We start from the raw sequence: 23977 nt of genomic DNA on the forward strand, positions 1-23977 counted from the left end.
CAGCGTTGCGACGCGGACCGGCCCATTGGGGGGCAGGGCGATGACGCAGTGCTGGAGCGCCGCAGTCCTTCCCGCTCGGGCCACCGCCCGGTGACAGACAAAGACATGAGAACGGACCGTTGATGGCCACTGATTACGACGCCCCGCGCAAGAACGACGACGAATCCAGCGATGACTCGATCGAGGAGCTGAAGGGCCGCCGGAACGAAGCGGCGGCCCCGACGGTCGACGAGGACGAGGCGGAGGCGGCGGACTCGTACGAGCTCCCCGGCGCCGACCTCTCCGGCGAGGAGCTCTCGGTGCGGGTGCTTCCCCGCCAGGCCGATGAGTTCACCTGCGCGAGCTGCTTCCTCGTGAAGCACCGCAGCCAGATCGATCACGTCGAGGGCACGCTCATCATCTGCAAGGAGTGCGCCGCCGCCTGAGCGGCCGACGCCCTGCCGTGCCCGACGGCGCCGCCCCGACGGGGCGGCGCCGTCGTCGTTCTCGAGGTCGGCGTCGAGGGTCGCCGCGTCGGGGCCCGGACGCCCTCAGCGGCCGTGCCGTGCGGTGCGCAGGGCGAGCGCGAGATCGTCGGGCCGGCGGGTGGTGGCGACCCAGGCGCTGGTGGGATCGGCCGCATCGAGCACCTCGACGCGGATCCCGGAGTGCGCCCATCCGCGCACGCAATGGTGGGCGAGCGGTTCGAAGTCCTGACCGATGGTGCGCTGCCAGTCCTCGCCCGTCAGCACCTCGGGCTCACCCAGCAGGGAGACCTCGATCTGCGCCCGTCCGAGCCGGAAACGGCCCCCGGCGACCTCCAGCACGGGGGAGTAGAGCACCGCGAGGACGATCGCGATCACGACGCAGACGATCGCGACCACGATCGCGAGGGTGAGGTTGATCGGGATCATGACCAGCCCGACGATCGATCCGAGGGCCACCACGACGATCCAGGCCCCGGGGCTGGGCAGCAGCCGCTCCCGGAAAAGGGGCTGCTGCCCCGTGGGATCCGAGGTCGACGCGGGCTGCTTCCGGGACGAGGAGGTCGGGCCGGGATCGGGTGTGACGGACATGCCTCCATGGTCTCACGCACGACCTGGAAGCCCCCGCGCCCCCAGGCGCTTACCCTGGGCGCATGCCTGCTGAGCCCGACACCCCGGAGACCGACCCCGCCGGCGCGCCCGCTCCCGAGGGGGAACGGACCCTGCGCATCCGTCCCGCCCCCGGCGCCGCGATGCCGCGACGCGCCCACGCCGACGACGCCGGACTGGACCTGACCAGTGCCGAGGACCTCGAGATCCCCGCCGGCGGACGCGCGCTGGTGGACACCGGCATCTCGCTGGCCCTGCCCCCCGGCACCGTGGGGCTGGTCTGTCCCCGCTCGGGATTGGCCGCGAAGCACGGGATCACGGTGCTGAACGGTCCCGGTATCGTGGATGCCGGATATCGCGGGCCGATCAAGGTCGCCCTGCACAACACCGACCCGTCCGAGCCGTTCGGACTGCGGGTCGGCGACCGCATCGCCCAGCTGGTCGTGGTGCCCGTGCTGGCGCCGGCGCTGCAGGAGGTCGACGACCTCGACGCCACCGAGCGCGCCGCTTCGGGCTTCGGCTCCAGCGGCGGATTCGGCACCGCCCCGGCCACCGCCGGGGCCGACGAGACCACGGAGGGATGACCGATGGGACTGTTCTCCCGCACGAAGCGACAGGACCGAGACGGTCCCACGAGCCCCGAGGAGGCGGACGACCTCGTCCCCGAGGGGGCCGAGCCGGCCGACGAGGAATCCGGGACGACGTCCGCTGACGAGGGCGAGGAGGTCGCGGAGGCTCCCGCCCCTGAGCAGGAGCGCCCCGAGCATCTCGAGGACGGGCCCTATGACGAGGCGGACGCCCCCGAGGAGGACCGCATCGACCTCGGCGGCCTGCGGGTGCCGACGATCGACAGCATGGAGCTGCGCATGGAGGTCGACCAGCGCAGCAGCGCCGTCACCGGCGCGAACCTGGTCATCGGCGGATCCTCCCTGCAGGTCCAGGCCTTCGCCGCCCCCAAGTCCCGCGGGCTGTGGGACGAGGTGCGCACCTCGCTGCGCGACTCTGTCGTCAAGCAGGGCGGGACGGCCGAGACCCGCGACGGCGTCTTCGGGACCGAGCTGATCACGCGCCTCCCCGTCAAGCGCACCGACGGACGCACCGGATATCGCCCCGCCCGCTTCCTGGGCATCGACGGGCCGCGCTGGTTCCTGCGGGCGATCCTCACCGGCAAGGCGCTCGGCGACCCGGAGCAGTCGAGGACGTTCGAGACCCTGGTCTCCCGGCTCGTCGTCGTCCGCGGCGGCGAGGCGATGGCGCCCCAGGAGCTGATTCCGCTGAATCTGCCCGGCCAGCGCCCGGGACTGGGCCAGATCGGAGCCGGCCCGTTGGACCCGCTGGCCCGCGGCCCCGAGATCACCGAGGTCGGATGAGCTCGGCACCCGAGGGCGCCGGGTCCTCGAGCCCCTCCTCCGAATCCCCCAGCGGGCCCGGCAGTTCGGCGAGCGACCCGGCCGAGCCCGACGGCGCGGCCTCGGACGCCGGCCCGGCCGCGGCCCGCGGCCTCGGCGGCGTCCTGCGCCAGGAGCAGTTCTCGGTCGCCGACGCGATCGGCGGGCCCCGCGGGATCATCGAGTCGGCGCTGCCCACACTGCTGTTCATCGTCCTGTTCGTCGCCACCGGTTCGGTGACGGCGGCCTCCGTGACGGCCGTCGCCGTCGTCGCGGGGTTCCTGCTGGTGCGCATCGTGCAGCGGCAGAGCCCCTCCACCGTGCTCGGCGGGCTGATCGGGGTCGGCCTCGGGGCCGTGCTCGCGATCCGCTCCGGCGACGGCACCGACTTCTACGCCCCCGGCATCGCCATCAACGCGGTGACGCTGCTGATCCTCCTGATCTCCCTGATCGCCCGGCGACCCCTGATCGGCCTGGTGATCGGCGTGCTGGATGCCCGGGTCCAGGACTGGTCCGCGGACCGCGACGCCCGCGCCGTCTACACCCGGGCGACGCTGCTGTTCGTCGCGCTGTACGCGGCGAAGCTCGCCGTCCAGGTCCCGCTGCTGCTGACCGGGCACGTCGCCGCGCTGGGCGTGGCCAAGCTCGCGATGGGCCTGCCCGCCTTCGCGGTGATCGCCTACCTGGTCTGGCTGATGCACCGCGCATTGCTGGCCCGCCGCGACCGCGGGTGATCACGGGGGCGCGCCCGGGATGCCCGGGGACGGACCACCTGGTGAGACACTGGGGCACGACGACGCCCCGCCCCCGGCCCCGGCCGAGGTCGGAGCACACCACGAGACCGAGACGCAGCGGTCCGCGCGATGGACCTGCCGCGGACCCAGAGGGAGCGGACCGATGAGCACGGACCCCCGACGAATGCCGAGCACCCCGACCGTGCCGGGCCGACTTCTCACCCTCACCGTCGGACCGCCTGCGGCGGGGGGCACCTTCGTCGCCCGGCACGAGGGCCGCGTGGTCTTCGTGCGCGGGACCGCCCCGGGGGAGACGGTCACGGCCCGCCTGCTGGATGACCCCGAGAAGCAGGCCGACGCCCGCTTCTGGCGGGCCGAGGCGATCGACGTGCTCGAGGCCGGGGTGGACCGGGTGCCGACCGTCTGGGAGGAGGCCTCCGTCGACGGCGTCGGCGGGGCCGAGTGGGCGCACATCGCCCTTCCCGCCCAGCGGCGCATCGCCAGCGAGGTGATGCAGGAGCTGCTGCGGCGGGCCGGGGTGACCAGCTACCCCATCGAGGACGTCCAGGTCGAGCCCGCGCCCCATGACATCGACGGGCTCTCCTCCCGCACCCGGGTGCGCTTCGCCGTGGACGGCCACGGCCGCGTCGGGATGCGGCCGTGGCGCTCCCACGAGGTCCGCGACGCCGGGGAGAACCCGCTCGCGGCCGCCGCGATCCGTGACCTGCGCCTGGGGGAGTGGACCGCCCCCGAGGGCACCGAGGCGATCGACGCCGTCGCCCCCTCGGCCGGACCCGCCTCCGTGGTGCTGATCGGTCGTGAGCTCGATCCCGCCGCGGTCGAGATCCCCGAGAGCTGGGGCGATGCGGACGTGGCCGTGCGCACCGGGCGCGGACTGGTCCCCCTGCGCGGCGACGGCACCGTGCACGAGCGGGTCGGCGAGCGGATGTTCACCGTGAGCGCCACCGGTTTCTGGCAGGGCCACCGTCGAGCCGCCGAACTGCTGACCGAGGTGGTCGAGACCACCCTTCGCGCTCCGCGCGGCGGCACCGCCTGGGACCTCTACGGCGGGGTCGGGCTGTTCGCCGCGACCGCCGCCGAGCAGGTCGGCCCCGATGGCGCCGTGATCACGATCGAGGGCAACCGGCGCGCCTCCCAGCTCGCGGGGGAGAACCTCGAGGACCTGGCCCAGGTCTCCACGGCCACGGCCGACGTCGTCGACTGGGTGCGCGCCCGCCACGGCGGCGTGGACGTGGCGGTGCTGGACCCGCCCCGCACCGGGGCCGGGGTCGAGCTGATGGGCTTGCTGGCCCGCGCCGTCCGCCAGCGCATCGTTTACGTCTCCTGCGAGCCCTCGACCCTCGCCCGCGATCTCGCCGCGATCGAGAAGGCGGGGTGGAAGATCGTCGACCTGCGCGCCTTCGACCTCTTCCCGCACACCCACCACGTGGAATCGGTGACGGTGCTCGAACGCGCCTGAGCGCCACGTGAGCGGCGGCACACGAGGGTATGCTGACGAGCTGTCAGAAGAGTGTCTCGCGCCGTGGTAGACTTTATCTTGACTTCAAGATAACTGCCGGAGATCACTCCGGAGACCCTCGACCCCGGGCCTCGTGCGTCCGACGGTCGCCGCGTTCGCCCGCCCGCCGTCGCAGGCGCGCCTACGATGACAGGGTCACCCCACCACCCGAGGAGTTCGCCCCGTGAGCACAGCCGACTCATTCTCCGCGAAGCAGGATCTCACCGTCGGCGGGACCGACTACGAGATCTTCGCGCTCGACGCCGTCGAGGGCGCCGACAAGCTTCCCTACAGCCTCAAGATCCTGCTCGAGAACCTCCTGCGCACGGAGGACGGCGCCAACATCACCGCCGATCACGTGCGGGCACTGGCGGCCTGGGACCCGACGGCGGACCCGTCGGTCGAGATCCAGTTCACCCCCGGTCGCGTGATCATGCAGGACTTCACCGGCGTGCCCTGCGTCGTCGACCTGGCCACCATGCGCGAGGCGATGCAGGACCTCGGGGGCGACCCCGAGAAGATCAACCCCCTGGCCCCCGCCGAGATGGTCATCGACCACTCGGTGATGATCGACGTGGCCGGTCGCCTCGACGCGCTCGAGAAGAACATGGAACTGGAGTACGAGCGCAACCGCGAGCGCTACCAGTTCCTGCGCTGGGGCCAGACCGCCTTCGACGACTTCAAGGTCGTCCCCCCGGGCACCGGCATCGTCCACCAGGTCAACATCGAGTACCTGGCCCGCACCGTCATGACCCGCGAGGTCCCGAACGCCGCGGGCGACGGCGCCGTCCTGCGCGCCTACCCGGACTCCTGCGTCGGCACCGACTCCCACACCACCATGGTCAACGGCCTGGGCGTGCTGGGCTGGGGCGTCGGCGGCATCGAGGCCGAGGCCGCGATGCTCGGCCAGCCGGTCTCCATGCTGACCCCCCGCGTGGTCGGCTTCAAGCTCACCGGCGAGATCCCGCCCGCCGCCACCGCGACGGACGTGGTCCTGACGATCACCGAGATGCTCCGCGAGCACGGCGCGGTCGGCAAGTTCGTCGAGTTCTACGGCGACGGCGTCGCCCAGGTCCCGCTCGCCAACCGCGCGACCATCGGCAACATGAGCCCCGAGTTCGGCTCGACCTGCGCGATCTTCCCGGTCGACGAGGTCACCGTCGACTACCTGCGGCTCACCGGCCGCAGCGAGGAGCAGCTCGCGCTGGTCGAGTCCTACGCCAAGCGCCAGGGTCTGTGGCACGACCCCTCGAAGGAGGCCGCCTACTCGGAGTACCTCGAGCTGGACCTGTCCACCGTGGTGCCCTCGATCGCCGGTCCCAAGCGTCCGCAGGACCGCATCGTGCTCTCGAAGGCGAAGGACTCCTTCCGCGAGGTCCTGCCCACCTACGCGAGCCACCACGAGCCCACGGGCAACGGCACGGACACCACCGGCACCTTCCCCGCCTCGGATCCGGCCGCCCAGGACTCGGACAACGACTCCGGCGGCAAGGCCCCCGAGCATCAGCACGTCGTCGGCCGCGCCTCGAACCCGGCACAGGTGGCCGGGCAGGACTACTCGATCGATCACGGCATCGTCTCGATCGCCTCGATCACCTCCTGCACGAACACCTCCAACCCGTCGGTGATGATGGCCGCGGGCCTGCTGGCCCGCAATGCCGCCGACCGCGGTCTGACCTCCAAGCCCTGGGTGAAGACCTCGATGGCGCCCGGCTCCCAGGTGGTCACGAACTACTACACCCGGGCGGGGCTGTGGCCCGCGCTCGAGGAGCTCGGATTCCACCTGGTCGGCTACGGCTGCACCACCTGCATCGGCAACTCCGGTCCGCTGGATCCGGAGATCTCGGACGCCATCGCGGAGAAGGACCTCGCCGTCACCGCGGTGCTCTCGGGCAACCGCAACTTCGAGGGCCGCATCAACCCCGACGTGAAGATGAACTACCTGGCCTCGCCGCCGCTGGTCATCGCCTACGCGCTCGCGGGCACGATGGACTTCGACTTCGAGAACGATCCGCTCGGGCAGGACAAGGACGGAGGTGACGTCTACCTGCGCGACATCTGGCCGAGCCCCACCGAGGTGGAGAAGGTCATCGGCGAATCCATCTCCCAGGAGATGTTCACCGAGGACTACAAGGACGTCTTCACCGGCGACGAGCGCTGGCGGAACCTGGACACCCCCGAGGGCGCGACCTTCGCCTGGGACCAGGAGTCCACCTACGTGCGCAAGCCCCCGTACTTCGAGGGCATGGGCGCCGCTCCGGAGCCCATCACCGATGTCGAGGGCGCCCGCGTGCTGGTCAAGGTCGGCGACTCGACCACCACCGACCACATCTCGCCCGCCGGCGCGATCAAGCTCGACTCCCCGGCCGGCCGGTACCTGCAGGAGCACGGGGTCGCCCGCAAGGACTTCAACTCCTACGGCTCGCGCCGCGGCAACCACGAGGTCATGATCCGCGGCACCTTCGCCAACATCCGCATCCGCAACCAGCTGCTCGACGGCGTCGAGGGCGGATACACGAAGAACTTCCTGACCGGCGAGCAGGAGTTCATCTACGACGCGGCCCAGGCCTACGCCGAGCAGAGCATCCCGCTGGTGGTGCTCGCCGGCAAGGAGTACGGCACCGGCTCCTCGCGCGACTGGGCGGCCAAGGGCACCAAGCTCCTCGGCGTCGAGGTCGTCATCGCCGAGAGCTTCGAGCGCATCCATCGCTCCAACCTCATCGGCATGGGTGTGCTGCCGCTGCAGTTCCCCGAGGGGGAGACCGCCGAGTCCCTGGGGCTCGACGGCACCGAGACCTTCTCGGTCACCGGGGTCACCGCCCTGAACGAGGGGACCGTCCCGAAGACCGTCGCGGTGCTGGCCACCAAGGAGGACGGCACCGAGGTCCGGTTCGACGCGGTGGTCCGCATCGACACCCCGGGCGAGGCGGACTACTTCCGCAACGGCGGCATCCTGCAGTACGTGCTGCGGCAGCTCGTCACCGCGGCCTGATCGCGACGCGCCGGCCGCCGTCGTGAGCGGCCGGCGCGTCGCCGACACACCGCACCGGATCGCCGAGACCCCCGATACGCATCATGCCTGGTGCGTATCGGGGGTCTCGGCGTGCGTGTCGCGCGGCTGACGGGGGAGTCCGGCGTCGAGGCGGGGTCGGGCTCATGGCCCGACGGCGATGTGATGTCGACCATGTCGCATGTGCGGACGTGGCAGAGCGGGGTGCAGCACCGTCGGTGCGGCGATGCGCAGCGCCGCACCCGTCCCGGGCCGGCGCGGCTCAGCCCAGCGAGCTGCGCGGGGCGGGATCGTCCGCGCGGGCGGTCAGCACGACCGGGGCGCCGTCGGTGACCTGCAGGGTGTGCTCGGCATGCGCGCCGCGGGAGCCGTCGGCCGACAGCTGGGTCCACCCGTCCCGCTCATCGACCACCAGCTCGCTCGTGGTGGGCACCAGGAACGGCTCGACCGTGATCAGCTGCCCGGCCACCAGCTCCGTGCCGCCGCCGGGGGTGCCGTGGTTGGGCACGAACGGTGCCTCGTGCATGGTGCGTCCCACGCCGTGACCGCCGAAGCGGTCGTTGATCGCGTAGCCGAGGTCGTGCGCGGTGGTCATCACCGCGTGGCCGATGTCGCCGACCGTGGCGCCGGAGCGCACCTGGTCGATGCCCGCCCACATGACCTGCTCGGTGTCGCGGATCAGCTGGAGGTCCTCGTCGCGGGGCGTGCCGATGACGATGCTCAGGCAGGAGTCCGCCACCCAGCCGTCGACCTCGACGGCGAAGTCCAGCGAGAGCAGGTCTCCGTCGGCGAGCACGCGATCGTCGGGGCGCCCGTGGAGCACGCCCTCGTTGACGGAGGTGCAGATGACGTACCCGAAGGGCGAGGCGCCGAAGACGGGGTGGTAGTCGATGTAGCAGCTGGTCGCCCCGGCCTCCCGGATCAGACGGTGGGCCTCGGCGTCCACGTCCAGCAGGTTCCAGCCGACGCCGACGACCTCCCGCAGATGCGAGAGGACGGAGGCGACGAACTCGCCCGCCGGACGGGCCTCGTCGAGGGTGGGCAGCTCCTGCGTCACGCGGCGACGGCGGCCGAGGATCATCGCGAGGCCTTTCCGGTGGCGGCGGGAGGGGCCGGGCGCTCCGTGCCGGTCGCGGGACCGGTGGCACGGGCGACGGTCTCGGTGCCCTGCCACGTGTACAGGGAGACGGCGACCCAGGCGATGCCGGCGGCGAGCAGGCCCGCCCCGAGCATGTGGAGACCGACCAGGACCTCCGGCAGACCGGTGAAGTACTGGGTGTACCCGATGATCGCCTGCAGCGCGGTGACGACGACCAGGCTCCAGGCGGCCCGGCGCGTCTGCCGCGGGGAACCGATGAGGTACATCGCGATGAGGAGTCCGACCAGCAGGCCGCAGAAGAGCATCACGGAGTCCGCGTGCAGCCAGGAGATGGTCCGGGCGTCGAAGGGGAGGCGCTCGGGGTGCACGTCGTCCCCCGAATGGGGGCCGGTGCCGGTGACCAGGGTGCCGAGCACGAGGATCGCGAAGCCGATGACGGCCAGCGCCCCGCTCATCCAATGCATGGCGCCCGGGACGAGCGAGCGCCGCCGGGCGGCGTCCCCGTCGTACAGCCGGAACAGGAGCACGGTGGAGATCGCCACGAGGATCGGGGAGATGAGGAAGTGGGGGCTGACGACGCCCGGGTGGAGGTCCGCATAGACGACCACCATGCCGACGAGCGCCTGCACCGCGGTGCCGATCAGCGGAACCAGGGAGAGCCACAGCAGGCTGCGGCCCTTGTGGCGCAGCCAGAGCAGGGAGACCAGCAGCACGGCGACGGCGAAGACGCCCAGGACCCCGGTCAGGGTGCGGTTGCCGAACTCGATGAAGGGATGGATCCCGGCTTCCATGGTCAGCTCTGGGGTGAACTGGCCCGGTTCGCAGTTCGGCCAGGTCGAGCAGCCCAGTCCGCTGCTGGTCAGGCGGACGACGCCGCCGGAGACGATGATGCCGATCTGGCAGACCAGATTCCCCCAGAACACGACGGCGGCGATCCGGGCGCGGGCGGCCGCGGAGAGGCCGAGGGTGCGATCTCCGGACACGGAGATCCGTCGGACGAGCTCGAGGCGAGGGGTGGGAGCCGGATGCCCGTCGACGGCCGGCGGAGAAGCGTTCATGGCATCGATTGTAGGAACGTCCCCTGGGCGTCCCCTCGTCGCGGCGACGCCTTTCACATCGGGGCTCCCTCCTGTCCGTGACGGGGAGGGCACTGTCAGCTGTCCGTCCAGCGGAACCAGCGGACCACGGCAAGGGTGCCGAGGACGGCCCAGGCAAGAAGCACCAGCACCGATCCGATGCTGAACGCACCCCCGGCGAGGCAGGCGCGCAGCAGCTCGCCGAGTGCGCCGGAGGGCAGCAGGTCCACGAGACCGCGCAGGATCTGCGGATACGCCTCGGCGGGGAAGGCGACCCCACCGGCGGCCACCAGCAGCACGAACACCAGGTTGGAGACCGCCAGCACGGCTTCGGTGCGCAGCAGTCCGGCGACCAGGAGCCCCAGCGCGCCGAAGGCGACGGTGCCCAGCAGCCAGACCGGTGCGGCCGCCAGCAGCTCGAGCGGCCCGGGCCGCCAGCCGAGGACCAGGCCGAACAGCCCCAGCACGAGCACCTGGACGGCGTGCACGAGCAGGGTCGCCAGCACCTTCCCGGCGAGGTATCCGTCCCGTCCCAGAGGGGTGGTCGCGATCCACCGCAGCACCCCGTTGCGCCGGTCGAAGCCGGTCTGGATCGCCTGCGAGGTGAAGGAGGTGGAGATCAGCGCGGTCGCGAGCGTCGCCGCCAGGGCGGTGTCGATCGGCTCGGCGCCCTCCAGGCGGCCGATCGGCAGCAGGCGCAGACCGATGAGCACGAGCGCCGGCAGGACGATCGCGACCATCAGCTGCTCCCCGTTGGACAGCAGCACGCGGGCCTCGAGGACGGTGTGGGCGAGGACGCGGCGTCGGCGCGGGGCCGGCGCGGGGCCGGGACGGGGTACCGCTGCGGGCGGGGCGGGGTCCGGGCCGGCGGCGGGACGGTCGGCGGTGGCGCTCATCGGGTCGTCCCTCCCGGGCTCGCGGGGCTCGGGGCGGCAGGATCCGTGGGGTCCTGCCGGCGTGGGGGAGCGGGCTGCATGAGATCCAGCAGCACGTCCTCGAGGTCGGCGGCCCCGGCCCCGGTGATCTCGAGCCGCGCCCCGTGGCGGGCGGCGGCAGTCCGCAGATCCGCCTCGAGGGCGTCGACCTGCTCCCGGGCGACGCCGTGGGCGACCGCGCGGACGGTGACCTCACCCTCGCGCTGACGGTGCCCGGTGATCACCTCCTGGACCGACCCGGAGGCGACGCTGCGCCCCCCGGCGATGACGCAGACGGCATCGGCGAGGCCGACCACGTCGTCCATCATGTGCGTGGTCAGCACGACGGCGCTGCCGGTGTCGGCCAGGGCCCGGATCAGCCCGCGCACCCGGCGGCGGATCGCCGGGTCCATGCCCGCGGTGGGCTCGTCGAGGAAGATCAGCTCGGGCCGGCCGATGATCGCCAGGGCGAGGGCCAGGCGCTGGCGCTGTCCGCCCGAGAGCCGGCGCACGAGGGTGCCGGCGAACTCGTCGATGCCCAGGTGCTCGGCGACCTCGTCGACATCCAAGGGGTGGGCGTGCAGGGCCGCACCGTAGCGCAGCAGCTGCATCGCCCGCGCCCCGGAGGCGAGGCCGCCGTCCTGGATCATGAGTCCGACCCGGGCGCGGTGCGCGGGGCCGGCGCGCCAGGGGTCGCGGCCCAGCACCGTCAGGGTCCCGCCGCTCGGCCGCAGCAGGCCGGTGGCGCAGGAGACGGCGGTGGTCTTGCCGGCGCCGTTGGGGCCCAGCAGAGCGGTCACCTCTCCGCGGTGCGCCCGCAGAGAGAGGCCGTCGAGGGCGCGGACGGGGCCGTAGGAATGTGAGAGGCCCTCGGCGACGAGCGCAGGCGGCGGGCTGGACGAGCTGGGATGGTCAGTCATGGCGGACCCCATCGTAGGCCGGAAGCGTGGGAAGCTCCGGTGCGCACGACGGGCTGCCCCGGCCGGCCGCCGCGGGCGACGACCGGTCGAGGGGCCACAGGGCCGAGGGGCCGCGAGGCCGGGACGATCAGCGACCGGCCACCCGCAGCGGGGTGTGGGCGGGGTCGACGACCTCCGCGGCCAGCGGCGCGTCGGGGGCGGTGCCGCCGTCGCCCCAGGTGTTCGTGGCGAACCGGTCGCGGTCGTGGTCCTCCAGCAGATGACTCATGTCCGGGCCGAGCGGCACCACCTGGGTGGGGTTGATGTCCTCGTGCACGTAGTAGTAGTGCTTCTTGATCTGCGTCAGATCGACGGTGTCGCCGAAGCCCGGGGTCTGGAACAGGTCCTTGGTGTAGTTCCACAGGTTCGGCATCGTCGACAGCGGCTGGCGGTTCGCCTTGAAGTGGCCGAAGTAGACGGGGTCGAAGCGGATCAGGGTGGGGAACAGCCGCACATCGGCCTCCGTGACCGACGGGCCCATCAGATAGCGGCTTTCGGACAGTCGCTGCTCGAGCTCGTCCAGGGCCTCCCACAGCTGGTGGTACTCCCTCTCGTAGTCCTCCTGATCACCGGCGAAGCCGACCTTGTACACCCCGTTGTTCACGCGGTGCAGCATCCACGTGTTGAGTGCGTCGATCTCCTCGCGCTGGGCCTCGGGATAGAGATCCGGGGCGCCCTCGCGGTGCAGCGCGGTCCACTCGGTGGAGAAGTCCAGCGTGATCCGCTGGAAGTCGTTGGTCACCACGGCCTTCGACGGGATGTCCACGACGGCCGGGACGGTGATGCCGCGCGGGTAGTCGGGGAACCGGGCGAAGTAGGCCTGCTGCAGGCGCTCGTAGCCCAGCACCGGGTCGACGCCGCCCTCGTCGAGGTCGAAGGTCCAGGAGCGACGGTCGTGGGTGGGTCCGGGCATGCCGACCGAGAGAGCGTCCTCGAGCCCGAGCAGTCGACGCGAGATCAGGGTGCGGTTCGCCCAGGGGCAGGCGCGGGCGGCGATCAGCCGGTAGCGGCCCGCCTCGACGGGCCATCCGTCCCGGCCGTCGCGGGTGATCCGGTCGTCGATGTACGTCATGTCCCGCGTGAAGGGCTTGCCCTTGGCGACATAGGCGCCCTCGGTCGAGTGCTCGGCGGTGGTGGTGCGGTCCTCGGGGGTCATGGTGGTCCCTTCCTCGTTCTCCGGCGGGGCGCGGTGCGATGGGGTCGCGCGGATGCCTCTCAGAGTAGTTGAAAACGGTAGCATATGGAAGGCGTGACTCGGGGTTCGGGCCGCCGAGGGGAGACGGTGCAGGTAAGGGCATCCTGGGTGGGGTGGGCCACACGCCGGCTCTCGTATTTGGCAACGCGTATGTTGTAAAATCGGGAACGGTCGACGGAAGAGGGTGATGCAGGCGTGACCGCACCGGATCTGGATCCAGCGGGGCCGCTGGCCACGCGCGACCGTCTCGTCGAGACGATCTCGGCGCACGGGCCCATCACCGCGCGTCAGCTGGCGGAGCGTTTCGGGCTCACCAGCGCGGCTGTCCGCCGCCATCTCGCGGCGCTCGAGGCCGAGGACGTCATCGCCGAGCACGAGATGCCGGTCACCCACCGCGGTCGCGGTCGGCCCAGCAAGGCGTTCGTGCTCTCGAAGTCCGCGCACGAGAATCTTCCCGGCGGGTACGACGAGCTCGCCGTGATGGCGGTCGAGGAGCTCGCCCGCCGCGGGGGCGATGCTGCCGTGACCCGGCTGGCCGAGCGTCGGGTCGCCGACTGGGAGGCGGCCCTGGCCGAGGTCGTCGCCGCACGAGAGGCGGCGGGGGAGCAGGTCACCCTCGCCCGCAAGGTCGAGCTGCTCGCCGAGCTGCTGACCTCCCGGGGATACGCCACCACGGTGCGCCCTCTCCATGTCCCGCTGCCCACTCCGGGCGCACGGGACGGCGCGAGCCCGCGTACGCTCGTCACAGCGCAGCTGTGCCATGGTCACTGCCCCGTCCTCGACGTCGCCGCAGATCATCCCGAGCTGTGCGAGGCCGAGACCCGAGTCATCTCCCGAATCATCGGAGCGCCCGTCCAACGCCTGGCCACCCTGGCGCAGGGCGCTCACTGCTGCACGACACACATTCCGCTCACCGAGGGAAGGACATCATGACGAGCGCACCAGAAAAGCTCTCCCAGGACGAGATCATCGATTCCATGGGCAACTACGCGTACGGCTGGCGCGACGACGACACGGCCGGCGCCACCGCGCGCCGCGGTCTGAGCGAGGAGGTCGTCCGCAACATCTCCGAGCTGAAGGACGAGCCGGAGTGGATGCTGAAGCGTCGCCTGAAGGCGCTCAAGCTGTTCGACAAGAAGCCGCTCCCCACCTGGGGCCCGGACCTGTCCGGCATCGCCTTCGACACGATCAAGTACTTCGTGCGCTCCACCGAGCAGCAGGTCACGGACTGGGAGGACCTCCCGGCCGACATCAAGGAGACCTACGACCGCCTGGGCATCCCGGAGGCGGAGAAGCAGCGCCTCGTCGCCGGGGTCGCCGCGCAGTACGAGTCCGAGGTCGTCTACCACCAGATCCGTGAGGATCTCGAGGAGCAGGGCGTCATTTTCGTGGACACCGACACGGGTCTGCGGGACTACCCCGAGCTGTTCGAGGAGTACTTCGGCACCGTGATCCCCGCCGGGGACAACAAGTTCTCCGCGCTGAACACCGCCGTATGGTCCGGCGGCTCCTTCGTCTACGTCCCCAAGGGCGTCCACGTGGAGATCCCGCTGCAGGCCTACTTCCGGATCAACACCGAGAACATGGGCCAGTTCGAGCGCACCCTGATCATCGCGGACGAGGGCTCCTCCGTGCACTACGTCGAGGGATGCACCGCGCCGATCTACCAGTCCGACTCGCTCCACAGCGCGGTCGTCGAGATCGTGGTGAAGAAGGACGCGAACGTGCGGTACACGACCATCCAGAACTGGTCGAACAACGTGTACAACCTGGTCACCAAGCGCACCACCGTCGAGCAGGGCGGCTCCATGGAATGGGTCGACGGCAACATCGGCTCGAAGGTCACCATGAAGTACCCGGCCGTGTGGCTGATGGGCGAGCACGCCCGCGGCGAGACGCTGTCGGTCGCCTTCGCCGGGGAGGGCCAGCACCAGGACACCGGCTCGAAGATGGTGCACATGGCACCGCACACCTCGAGCTCGATCGTGTCCAAGTCGGTCTCGCGCGGCGGTGGACGCAGCTCCTACCGCGGCCTGGTCCAGGTGATGCCGGGGGCGGAGCACGCCGCCTCCACCGTCCTGTGCGATGCGCTGCTGGTGGACCAGATCTCCCGCACCGACACCTACCCCTACGTCGACGTCCGCGTCGACGACGTGCAGATGGGCCACGAGGCCACCGTCTCCAAGGTCTCCGAGGAGCAGCTCTTCTACCTGAGGAGCCGCGGCATGGAGGAGACCGAGGCGATGGCCATGATCGTGCGCGGGTTCATCGAACCCATCGCGCGCGAGCTCCCGATGGAGTACGCCCTCGAACTGAACCGCCTGATCGAGCTGCAGATGGAAGGAGCAGTCGGTTGATGACCACCTCCGACATGACCGAACTCAAGGATGCGGAGTACGCAGAGGACCCTGCGGCCGACGAGAACGCCGGCCATGCTGCGGGCGCCGTGCCCACGGCCGCCCGGGATGCGCTGGCCGCCGACGCCGCGAACTCCGCGGACTCAGCGGCCGTCGCGGAGCTCGAGGACGAGGGCCTGGCGCTGACGGACGAGCAGTCCGCCGCGCATGGCGCCCACAACCGCGGCGACCGTGCGCGCTCCTTCGAGCTCTCCGACCATGAGCGGCCCACCAGCGACATCGAGGAGTGGCGCTTCACCCCGCTGCGCCGCTTCGCCCCGCTGCTCGAGGACACCGCCACCGACGACCGCGAGGGCGACCCCGCGGTGGACTACCAGGTCGATGTTCCCGAGGGTGCTCCCGAGACGTCCACGCTCGCCGTCGGCGAGGCCCCCCGCGGCACCGTGCTGGTGCCCGAGGACCTCCCCTCCGCCGTCGCCTCGGTGCGCAGCGAGCAGGCCCTGTACCTGGTGGCCCCGAAGAACACGGAGATCACCGAGCCGTACCGGGTCGAGATCACCGGGCGCGGCGCCGACCGTCGGGCGAACGCGCACATCGTGCTGGAGACGAAGGAATCCTCCACCGCGACCTTCGTGCTGAACCACACCGGGTCGGCGCAGTACGCGCAGAACGTCGAGATGGTCGCCGGCGACAACTCGCAGATGACCGTCATCTCCCTGCAGGACTGGGACGACGACGCCCTGCACATCGCCACCCACCACGGGGCCGTCGGTCGCGACGCGAAGATCAAGCACATCGTGGTCACCCTCGGCGGCAGCGCCGTGCGCGTGAACACGATCTCCGATCTGGTCCGCCCCGGCGGGGAGGTCGAGAACCTCGGCCTGTACTTCTCCGACGAGGGCCAGTTCCTCGAGCACCGCCTGTTCGTGGACCACACGGCCCCGAACTGCACCTCGGACTCCGCTTACAAGGGCGCGCTGCAGGGGAGGAGCGCCCGCTCGGTGTGGGTCGGCGACGTGCTGATCCGCAAGGAGGCCGAGGGCACCAACACCTACGAGCTCAATCGCAACCTGGTGCTCACCGAGGGCGCGCGCGCCGACTCGGTGCCGAACCTGGAGATCGAGACCGGGGAGATCGAGGGCGCCGGCCACGCCGCCGCCACCGGTCGCTTCGACGACGAGCAGCTGTTCTACCTGCGCGCCCGCGGGATCTCGGAGAAGGAGGCCCGCCGTCTGGTCGTGCGCGGCTTCTTCGCCGAGCTGATCCAGCGGATCGACGTCCCCGAGATCCGCGAGCACCTCACCGAGTCGATCGAGACCGAGCTCTCCCGGAGCATGAACTGATGACGGACGCCTTCGTCCCCGTCGCCACCCTCGCCCAGCTCGATGCCGGCGAGGCGATCGATGTCGTCGCCGGCGGCCTCGAGATCGCCCTGGTGCGCGACGAGGACGGAGGCGTCCACGCCCTCGAGGACGTCTGCTCGCACGAGGAAATCCCGCTGAGCGACGGCGACGTCGAGGGCTGCACCATCGAATGCTGGAAGCACGGCAGCCAGTTCGACCTGGTCACGGGTCGTCCCCTGCAGCTCCCGGCCGTCCTTCCCGTGCGGGTCTTCCCCGTGCGGATCGACTCCAGCAGCGGCGAGATCCTCGTGGATCCGACCGCCGCCGCCGACACCTGATCACTGCGGGCACCGCGCCGCGATGCCCGCCCCCGAATCCACCAGTCACTGGTCAAGGAGAACCGCACATGTCTGTCCTGGAGATCAAGAACCTCCACGCCACCGTCGAGACGCCCGAGGGCACCAAGGAGATCCTCAAGGGCGTCGACCTGACCATCCGCTCCGGGGAGACCCACGCCATCATGGGTCCGAACGGCTCCGGCAAGTCGACCCTCGCCTACGCCGTCGCCGGCCACCCCAAGTACGAGATCACCGAGGGCGAGCTGACCCTCGACGGTGAGGACGTGCTGGAGATGAGCATCGACGAGCGCGCCCGCGCCGGCCTCTTCCTCGCCATGCAGTACCCGGTCGAGGTCCCCGGCGTCACCGTCTCGAACTTCCTGCGCACCGCCAAGACCGCGATCGACGGGGAGGCCCCCGCGCTGCGCACCTGGGTCAAGGACATGAAGGGCTCCATGGACGACCTGCGCATGGACCCGGTCTTCGCCGAGCGCAACGTCAACGAGGGCTTCTCCGGCGGCGAGAAGAAGCGCCACGAGATCCTGCAGATGCAGCTGCTGAAGCCCGCGATCGCCATCCTCGACGAGACCGACTCCGGCCTCGACGTCGACGCGCTGCGCATCGTCTCCGAGGGCATCAACCGCGCCAAGGAGAACACCGACGTCGGCATCATGCTGATCACCCACTACACCCGGATCCTGCAGCACGTGACGCCGGACTTCGTCCACGTCTTCGTGGGCGGCAAGGTCGCGGAGCAGGGCGGCCCGGAGCTCGCCGAGCGTCTCGAGGCCGAGGGATACGACCGCTACCTCGTCGGCGCCGGCAGCTGACCCCACCCCCGGATCGGAGCGGGAGCGATCCCGGCGCCGGTCCGGACTCATCTCATCCGCGGGCCGCGATCGCGCCCCGCACCTCATCGGGAGGAAGCCATGACCGACCAGGAGACCCCGGCGGCGACCGTGAGCGCCGAGGACGTCATCGAGGCGATGAAGGACGTGATCGACCCCGAGCTGGGGATCAACGTCGTCGACCTCGGTCTCGTCTACGGCGTCACCGTCGAGGACGGCGACGCCGTCGTCGACATGACGCTCACCTCCGCCGCCTGCCCGCTGACGGAGATGCTCGAGGAGCAGACGTTCGCGATGCTCGACCCCATCACCGAGTCCCACCGCATCAACTGGGTGTGGATGCCGCCGTGGGGCATGGAGAAGATCACCGAGGACGGCCGCGAGCAGCTGCGCGCGATCGGCTTCAATCTCTGATCTGACGCCGCCGCACACGAGGACGGGTCCGCCAGCGGCGGGCCCGTCCTCGTGGTCCGGACGGGCCAGTTCTGCGCTGGCGTTGCCATGGTGGCCGGTGGGAACGTCACCGCAGAGCTCGCGGGCGGCCCGACGGCGGAACCGGGCTCAGCCGACGAGCTGCTCCGTGGCGGTGACCTCGAGGCCGTGCGCCTCGCCGGTGCCCTGGTGCGTGAGGGCGCCCTCGTGGGTGTGCAGGCCCTTCGCCAGGGCCGGATCGGCGCGCAGAGCATCGCGCCAGCCGGCGTCGGCGACCTTCAGCACGTAGGGGAGAGTCGCATTGGTCAGCGCCGAGGTCGCGGTCACGGGCACCGAGCCGGGCATGTTGGCGACGCAGTAGAACACGGTGTCGTGGACCGCGAACGTGGGGTCGTCGTGCGTGGTGGGACGGGAGTTCTCGAAGCAGCCTCCCTGGTCGATCGCCACGTCCACCAGCACCGAGCCGGGCTTCATGGTCGCGACCATCTCGTCGGTCACCAGCTTCGGGGCCTTCTTGCCCGGGATCAGCACGGAGCCGATCACCACGTCGGCCTCGCGGATCTTCTGAGCCAGTTCGAGGGTCGTGGAATAGCGGGTGAGGATGCCGCCGTGATGCATGGTGGCGATCTGCCCGAGACGCGAGACGTCGAGATCCATGACGGTGACGTCCGCGTGCAGGCCGTGGGCCATCATGGCCGCCTGCTCGCCGACCATGCCGCCGCCGATGATGAGCACGTCGGCCTCGTCGGTACCGGGCACCCCGCCCATTAGCATCCCGGAGCCGCCCATGGGGGCCATCAGGTGGTAGGCCGCGACCTGGGTCGCGAGGCGCCCGGCGATCATCGACATGGGGGCGAGCAGGGGCAGGGAGCGGTCCGGGCGCTGGACAGTCTCGTAGGCGATCGCCGTGACGCCCGAGGACAGCAGCGCCTCGGTCAGTGCCTCGTCCGCCGCCAGGTGCAGATAGGTCAGCAGCACCTGACCGTGTCGCAGCAGCGGGTACTCCGCCTCCAGCGGCTCCTTGACCTTGACGATCATGCCGGAGCGCTCCCAGACCTCCTCGGCCGTGGCCAGGATCTCCGCGCCCGCGGCCCGGTAGTCCTCGTCGGTGATCCGGGCTCCGAGCCCGGCACCTCTCTCCACCGCCACCTGATGGCCGCGGACGACGAGCTCGTGGACCCCGGCAGCCGTGAGGCCCACCCGGTTCTCGCTGTTCTTGATCTCCCGGGGCACCCCGATGAGCATGTCGAAGCCTCCTTGCTCCATGTGTCGTGACCGGCCGCCTGCGACGGCCGCTGAGCACCAGCATCGCACCTGGACCCCGTGGATGTCGCTCGACACGGTGGCCATCCCGTGCGGGGTGCCGCCGACGCGCCCGGTGACTGTGGTCCGTGGCACCGTCGAGCACATTTCGGAGGCTGTCGGGAGCCTGCGCACCTAGACTCGTCCCGGCTCCGTCCCGGGTCGCCACCGCTGCTCGGGCCCCGGCTCTGCGGGCCATCGACCGCCCGCCCCCGACGACCTTGCGACCTTGAGGAGAACGATCCTGTGATCACCGCGCACGACCTCGCCATCCGCGTCGGTGCCCGGTTGCTCATGAGCGATGTCTCCTTCCGGGTCAACGACGGCGATCGCGTCGGCCTGGTGGGCCGCAACGGTGCCGGCAAGACGACTCTGACGAAGGTGCTCGCCGGCATCCTGGAGCCCTCGGAGGGCTCGGTCGAGGTGACCGGCGAGCTCGGTTACCTGCCTCAGGACACCCACAGCGGCGACGACTCCGAATCGGTGATCGCGCGCATCCTCTCCGCCCGCGGCCTCGACGGCGTGCTGCGCCGGCTCCGCCGCGCCGAGGAGGAGATGGGCGACATGAGCTTGTCCGAGGCTCGCCGCGAGAAGGCCATGAACCGCTACCCGCGGCTGGAGGCCGAGCTCGATGCCGTCGGCGGCTACGCCGCCGAGGCGGAGGCCAAGCGGATGTCCGCCAACCTCGGCCTCCCCAACCGTCTGCTCGACCAGGCGCTGGGCACCCTCTCCGGGGGCCAGCGCCGCCGGGTCGAGCTCGCCCGGATCCTGTTCTCCCAGGCCTCGACCATGATCCTGGACGAGCCCACCAACCACCTCGACGCCGACTCGATCGTCTGGCTGCGCGAGTACCTCATGACCTACCGGGGCGGACTGATCGTCATCAGCCACGACCTGGAGATCGTCGAGCACGTCGTCAACAGGGTCTTCTACCTCGACGCGAACCGCTCCGTGATCGACATGTACAACATGGGCTGGAAGCTGTACCAGCGCCAGCGCGAGGACGACGAGAAGCGTCGCAAGCGGGAGCACCAGAACGCCGCGAAGAAGGCGACCGCCCTGACCGCCCAGGCGGAGAAGATGCGCGCCAAGGCCACCAAGGCCGTCGCCGCGCAGAACATGCTCAAGCGCGCCGAGCGGATGATGGACGGGGTCGAGGGGGAGCGGCAGCAGGACCGCGTCGCCTCCCTGCGCTTCCCCAAGCCCGCCCCCTGCGGCAAGACCCCGCTGATGGCGCAGGACCTCTCGAAGTCCTACGGCAGCCTCGAGATCTTCGCCGGGGTGGACCTCGCGATCGACCGCGGATCCCGCGTGGTGGTCCTGGGTCTGAACGGCGCGGGCAAGACCACTCTGCTGCGGATCCTCGCCGGCGTCGATCAGCCGGACACCGGCGGGATCCTGCCCGGTCACGGACTCCGGGTCGGCTACTACGCCCAGGAGCACGAGACGCTCGACCTCGAACGCACCGTGCTGGAGAACATGATGACGGCGGCCTACGAGCTGCCCGAGGTCGAGGCCCGCAAGATCCTCGGCTCCTTCCTGTTCACCGGGGACGACGTCCACAAGCCCACCCACGTGCTCTCGGGCGGCGAGAAGACCCGTCTCGCCCTGGCCGCCCTCGTGGTCTCCAGCGCGAACGTGCTGCTGCTGGACGAGCCGACGAACAACCTCGATCCCGCCAGCCGCGAGGAGATCCTCGGAGCGCTCGCGGCCTTCGAGGGCGCGGTGGTGCTGGTCTCCCACGATGCCGGCGCGGTGTCCTCCCTCTCCCCGGAGCGCGTGCTGATGATGCCCGACGCCGTCGAGGACCTGTGGAACGCGGAGTACCAGGAGCTCGTCGAGCTGGCTTGAGCCCACCTGGCGGGGAGGGCGCGCGGCGTGCCCACCCGCACCGCGTGCCCACCCGCGTCGCGTGTCGGGCCGCGCCGCGTGCCGGGCCGCGCCGTGTGCCCACCTGCACCGTGTGCCCAACTGCACCGTGTGCCCAGCCGCGCCGCGTGCTTGCCGCGCTCCGCCTGCTCCGCACCACCGGCCGTCTCCGCACCACGGCTGACCTCGGCCTGCTGCGAACCGCGCCCGTGTCGCGGCGTCGATTCCCTCGATATGGCCCGCCAGTGGTGCGGATCGACGGTTCGGGTGGCGCCACGGCGGCGTGTCGCAGCGGAAGCGGTTCTCCGGCGCCTACCCGTCGCCCACCCGGCCCCACCCGGCCCCTACCCGTCGTCGACCCGGCCCCACCCGGCCCCTACCCGTCGTCGACCCGGCCCCACCCGTCGTCCACCCGGCCCCCACCGGTCGCACACCCGGCGCCTCGCCGTCGGTTCTCGGTCGGCGCTCCGTCGTCGGCGGTGTGCGGCAGCGCATCCCACGCCTCAGCGAGTCATGGCTGTATGATCGAGAACAGCGGGTTTCCGCTGATACCAGCACGTCGTCAGGGCGTCGCGATCGCAGCGCCGGAGAGTGAGATCCGCATGTTCGTCCTGTCCCTCTCCGGCACCGCGGTGCGCGCCCGGACAGGCTCCGACCCGGTGCCGGCGCTGCTGGACACCCTGGAAGCCGTCCCGCTCGCGCGTCCCGCAGAACGCACGGCGGGGCCCGAGGTCCTGGCGGTGGCCTCCCGGGCCGAGGACGCGCTCGATGCGCTGCTGCGCGCTCGCGAGGAGGGACCGTGGCGGATCGGCCTCGGGATCGGGGCCGTCGACCGTCCACTGCCCGGCTCCGTCCGCGAGCTGGCGGGGCCGGCGGTCGAGGCCGCCGCCGCGGCAGCGGGCGGCGCCCGGACCACCTCCGGCGTGGCGATCGAGGTGCGCGCCGCCGACCAGCGCCAGCGCGGGACGGCCGAGGACGCCGAGGCGGTGCTGCGGCTGATCGGCTGGATGGTCCGCACCCGCAATCGCGGGCAATGGCAGGCCGTGCGAGCTCTGCGCGAGGACCCCGGGGCGACCCAGGCGCAGCTCGCACAGCGGCTCGGCGTGACCCAGCAGACCGTCTCCCGGGCCGTGCGCACCAGCGGCTGGCGCGAGGAGAGCGCGGCCCATCCGCTGGCCGTGCGCCTGCTGAGCATGATCGACCTCACGTCGACGCGGTGAGGTCCGCGCATCCGCCGGAACGCGCGTGAGCGCGCTGTACCCTGGGGTCGCCCCGACGACAACCGAGGAGACTCATGGCGACGACGAACGATCTGAAGAACGGGATGGTGCTCGTTCTGGACAAGCAGCTGTGGAGCGTGGTCGAGTTCCAGCACGTGAAGCCCGGCAAGGGCCCTGCCTTCGTGCGCACCAAGCTGAAGAACGTGATGTCCGGCAAGGGCGTCGACAAGACGTTCAACGCGGGGATGAAGGTCGAGACCGCGACGGTCGACCGCCGCGACATGCAGTACCTGTACAACGACGGCACCGACTTCGTCTTCATGGACGCCTCCGACTACGAGCAGATCAGCCTTTCCCCGGAGACCGTCGGCGACACCAAGGACTTCATGACGGAGAACCAGGACGTCGTCGTCGCGTTCCACGAGGAAGCACCGCTGTTCGTCGAGCTGCCCGCGAACGTCGTGCTCACCGTGACGACGACGGAGCCGGGCCTGCAGGGCGACCGTTCCAGCGGCGGCACCAAGCCCGCGACCCTGGAGACAGGACGCGAGATCCAGGTGCCCCTGTTCCTGAACGAGGGCGACCAGGTCAAGGTCAGCACGGCCACCGGCGAGTACAAGGAGCGAGCCTGAGGTGACCGGCCCTGACGACGCCGACGTCCCGTCCGCCGGGCGCGGCACCGGCCTCCCCCTCCCGCGGCGGGAGGGGGCCGAGGTCGAGTTCGAGCGCACGGTGCCGGCGGTCACCGACCGGCTCCACCGGCGCTCGCGCGATCGCATCCGCGCCCTCGACGTGCTCTTCGAGGCCGATGCCCGGGACCTCGACGTGCTCGACGTCCTCGCCGAGCGGATCCGGCGCACCGCCGCCCAGAGCCCGCTGCCCCAGCCCGCGCGCGACCTGGTCGAGCTCTACGCCCCGCAGGCGCAGGACATCGACGAGGACATCGCGACCCACTCGCGGGACTGGCCCCTGCGCCGGATGCCCGCCGTGGACCGCGCGATCCTCCGCCTGGGCAGCGCCGAGGTGCTGTACGGCGCGGACGAGACCGGTCGGGGAGCGATCATCGGCGAGTACACGAAGATCGCCGAAGTGCTCTCGACCGACGACTCGCCGCGCTTCGTCAACGGCCTGCTGCAGCGCCTGGCCGATGTCCGCGGCCTGCTGACCTGACCCACCGCTCAGCGCCGTCCGGGACCTCGGAGCCGTCCGAGGGATGGTCGCCCCCGCGGCGATCCGACGGACCCCGTAGACTCGCGACGGCTCACCTGAGCAACCACACCCTTTAACGACACGTCCCGTGA

Annotated in this window: 23 protein-coding genes; 16 read left to right on the forward strand and 7 right to left on the reverse strand. The window is 71.2% G+C overall.

Annotated elements, in window-relative coordinates; translation table 11 throughout:
- Nucleotides 1-122: 122 nt before the first annotated feature.
- Nucleotides 123-425: a DUF4193 domain-containing protein gene (locus tag BH708_RS01720; RefSeq protein ID WP_076806100.1), complete on the forward strand. Its 303-nt coding sequence runs from the start codon at nt 123-125 to the stop codon at nt 423-425.
- 105 nt (nt 426-530) lie between these two features.
- On the opposite strand, the gene BH708_RS01725 is transcribed toward BH708_RS01720, so the two are convergent.
- Entirely contained in the window at nt 531-1055 is a 525-nt protein-coding gene (locus tag BH708_RS01725) for a DUF3093 domain-containing protein (RefSeq protein WP_076806102.1), read from the reverse strand.
- Between the two features lie 62 nt (nt 1056-1117).
- On the opposite strand from BH708_RS01725, the gene dut reads away from it, so the two are divergent.
- From dut to acnA, 5 genes are all read left to right on the forward strand, one after another.
- Nucleotides 1118-1657, forward strand: coding sequence for a dUTP diphosphatase (dut, locus tag BH708_RS01730; protein WP_076806103.1), 540 nt, complete (start codon nt 1118-1120; stop codon nt 1655-1657).
- 3 nt (nt 1658-1660) lie between these two features.
- Nucleotides 1661-2443 (forward strand): DUF3710 domain-containing protein, encoded by a 783-nt coding sequence (locus BH708_RS01735; protein ID WP_076806105.1) that lies wholly within the window; start codon nt 1661-1663, stop codon nt 2441-2443.
- Complete coding sequence (locus BH708_RS01740; RefSeq protein ID WP_076806107.1) at nt 2440-3195, forward strand: DUF3159 domain-containing protein; 756 nt, start codon at nt 2440-2442, stop codon at nt 3193-3195. The genes BH708_RS01735 and BH708_RS01740 overlap by 4 nt, the downstream gene beginning before the upstream one ends.
- A gap of 163 nt (nt 3196-3358) precedes the next feature.
- A complete protein-coding gene (locus tag BH708_RS01745) occupies nt 3359-4675 on the forward strand; it encodes a class I SAM-dependent RNA methyltransferase (RefSeq protein ID WP_076806109.1) in 1317 nt (438 codons plus the stop codon).
- Nucleotides 4676-4898: 223 nt separating this feature from the next.
- Nucleotides 4899-7706 carry an aconitate hydratase AcnA gene (gene acnA, locus BH708_RS01750; RefSeq protein ID WP_076806111.1) on the forward strand — a complete coding sequence of 936 codons (2808 nt, stop codon included), beginning with the start codon at nt 4899-4901 and terminating at the stop codon, nt 7704-7706.
- A 280-nt stretch (nt 7707-7986) separates the two neighbouring features.
- Here the strand turns inward: acnA and map are convergent, their stop codons facing one another.
- The 5 genes from map to BH708_RS01775 all read right to left on the reverse strand — a co-directional run bounded on the left by map (nt 7987) and on the right by BH708_RS01775 (nt 12928).
- Complete coding sequence (map, locus tag BH708_RS01755; protein WP_076806113.1) at nt 7987-8805, reverse strand: type I methionyl aminopeptidase; 819 nt, start codon at nt 8803-8805, stop codon at nt 7987-7989.
- Entirely contained in the window at nt 8802-9881 is a 1080-nt protein-coding gene (locus BH708_RS01760) for a heme A synthase (protein WP_076806115.1), read from the reverse strand. The genes map and BH708_RS01760 overlap by 4 nt, the downstream gene beginning before the upstream one ends.
- Nucleotides 9882-9976: 95 nt before the next feature.
- A complete protein-coding gene (locus BH708_RS01765; RefSeq protein WP_076806116.1) occupies nt 9977-10795 on the reverse strand; it encodes an ABC transporter permease in 819 nt (272 codons plus the stop codon).
- Nucleotides 10792-11733 (reverse strand): ABC transporter ATP-binding protein, encoded by a 942-nt coding sequence (locus BH708_RS01770; RefSeq protein ID WP_253705438.1) that lies wholly within the window; start codon nt 11731-11733, stop codon nt 10792-10794. Before BH708_RS01770 ends, BH708_RS01765 begins: the two co-directional genes overlap by 4 nt.
- A 127-nt stretch (nt 11734-11860) precedes the next feature.
- Nucleotides 11861-12928: a glutathione S-transferase family protein gene (locus BH708_RS01775; protein ID WP_076806120.1), complete on the reverse strand. Its 1068-nt coding sequence runs from the start codon at nt 12926-12928 to the stop codon at nt 11861-11863.
- 234 nt (nt 12929-13162) lie between these two features.
- Here BH708_RS01775 and BH708_RS01780 point away from each other — a divergent pair, with 234 nt between their 5' ends.
- The 6 genes from BH708_RS01780 (at nt 13163) to BH708_RS01805 (ending at nt 18267) form a co-directional block, all read left to right on the forward strand.
- Nucleotides 13163-13900 carry a metalloregulator ArsR/SmtB family transcription factor gene (locus BH708_RS01780; RefSeq protein ID WP_076806122.1) on the forward strand — a complete coding sequence of 246 codons (738 nt, stop codon included), beginning with the start codon at nt 13163-13165 and terminating at the stop codon, nt 13898-13900.
- On the forward strand, nt 13897-15324 hold the full coding sequence (sufB, locus tag BH708_RS01785) for a Fe-S cluster assembly protein SufB (RefSeq protein WP_076806123.1): 1428 nt from the start codon (nt 13897-13899) through the stop codon (nt 15322-15324). The genes BH708_RS01780 and sufB overlap by 4 nt, the downstream gene beginning before the upstream one ends.
- On the forward strand, nt 15324-16667 hold the full coding sequence (gene sufD / locus BH708_RS01790; protein WP_076806125.1) for a Fe-S cluster assembly protein SufD: 1344 nt from the start codon (nt 15324-15326) through the stop codon (nt 16665-16667). Before sufB ends, sufD begins: the two co-directional genes overlap by 1 nt.
- On the forward strand, nt 16667-17005 hold the full coding sequence (locus tag BH708_RS01795; protein WP_076806128.1) for a non-heme iron oxygenase ferredoxin subunit: 339 nt from the start codon (nt 16667-16669) through the stop codon (nt 17003-17005). Before sufD ends, BH708_RS01795 begins: the two co-directional genes overlap by 1 nt.
- 68 nt (nt 17006-17073) lie before the next feature.
- The gene (sufC, locus tag BH708_RS01800; RefSeq protein ID WP_076806130.1) at nt 17074-17835 is read left to right on the forward strand and encodes a Fe-S cluster assembly ATPase SufC; all 762 of its coding nucleotides are present in this window, start codon (nt 17074-17076) and stop codon (nt 17833-17835) included.
- A 99-nt stretch (nt 17836-17934) separates the two neighbouring features.
- Nucleotides 17935-18267, forward strand: coding sequence for a metal-sulfur cluster assembly factor (locus BH708_RS01805; RefSeq protein WP_076806132.1), 333 nt, complete (start codon nt 17935-17937; stop codon nt 18265-18267).
- A gap of 147 nt (nt 18268-18414) precedes the next feature.
- Here BH708_RS01805 and ald read toward each other — a convergent pair whose 3' ends face one another.
- Nucleotides 18415-19530, reverse strand: coding sequence for an alanine dehydrogenase (ald, locus tag BH708_RS01810; RefSeq protein ID WP_076806134.1), 1116 nt, complete (start codon nt 19528-19530; stop codon nt 18415-18417).
- Nucleotides 19531-19833: 303 nt separating this feature from the next.
- Between ald and BH708_RS01815 the strand changes: the two genes are divergently transcribed.
- From BH708_RS01815 to nusB, 4 genes are all read left to right on the forward strand, one after another.
- Nucleotides 19834-21438: an ABC-F family ATP-binding cassette domain-containing protein gene (locus BH708_RS01815; RefSeq protein ID WP_076806137.1), complete on the forward strand. Its 1605-nt coding sequence runs from the start codon at nt 19834-19836 to the stop codon at nt 21436-21438.
- A 620-nt stretch (nt 21439-22058) separates the two neighbouring features.
- On the forward strand, nt 22059-22676 hold the full coding sequence (locus BH708_RS01820; RefSeq protein WP_076806139.1) for a helix-turn-helix domain-containing protein: 618 nt from the start codon (nt 22059-22061) through the stop codon (nt 22674-22676).
- A 74-nt stretch (nt 22677-22750) separates the two neighbouring features.
- Nucleotides 22751-23308, forward strand: coding sequence for an elongation factor P (gene efp, locus BH708_RS01825; RefSeq protein ID WP_076806142.1), 558 nt, complete (start codon nt 22751-22753; stop codon nt 23306-23308).
- Between the two features lies 1 nt (nt 23309).
- Entirely contained in the window at nt 23310-23846 is a 537-nt protein-coding gene (gene nusB, locus BH708_RS01830) for a transcription antitermination factor NusB (RefSeq protein WP_076806145.1), read from the forward strand.
- Nucleotides 23847-23977: the final 131 nt, after the last annotated feature.

It is taken from the genome of Brachybacterium sp. P6-10-X1, from assembly GCF_001969445.1.
Classification (GTDB): Bacteria; Actinomycetota; Actinomycetes; order Actinomycetales; family Dermabacteraceae; genus Brachybacterium.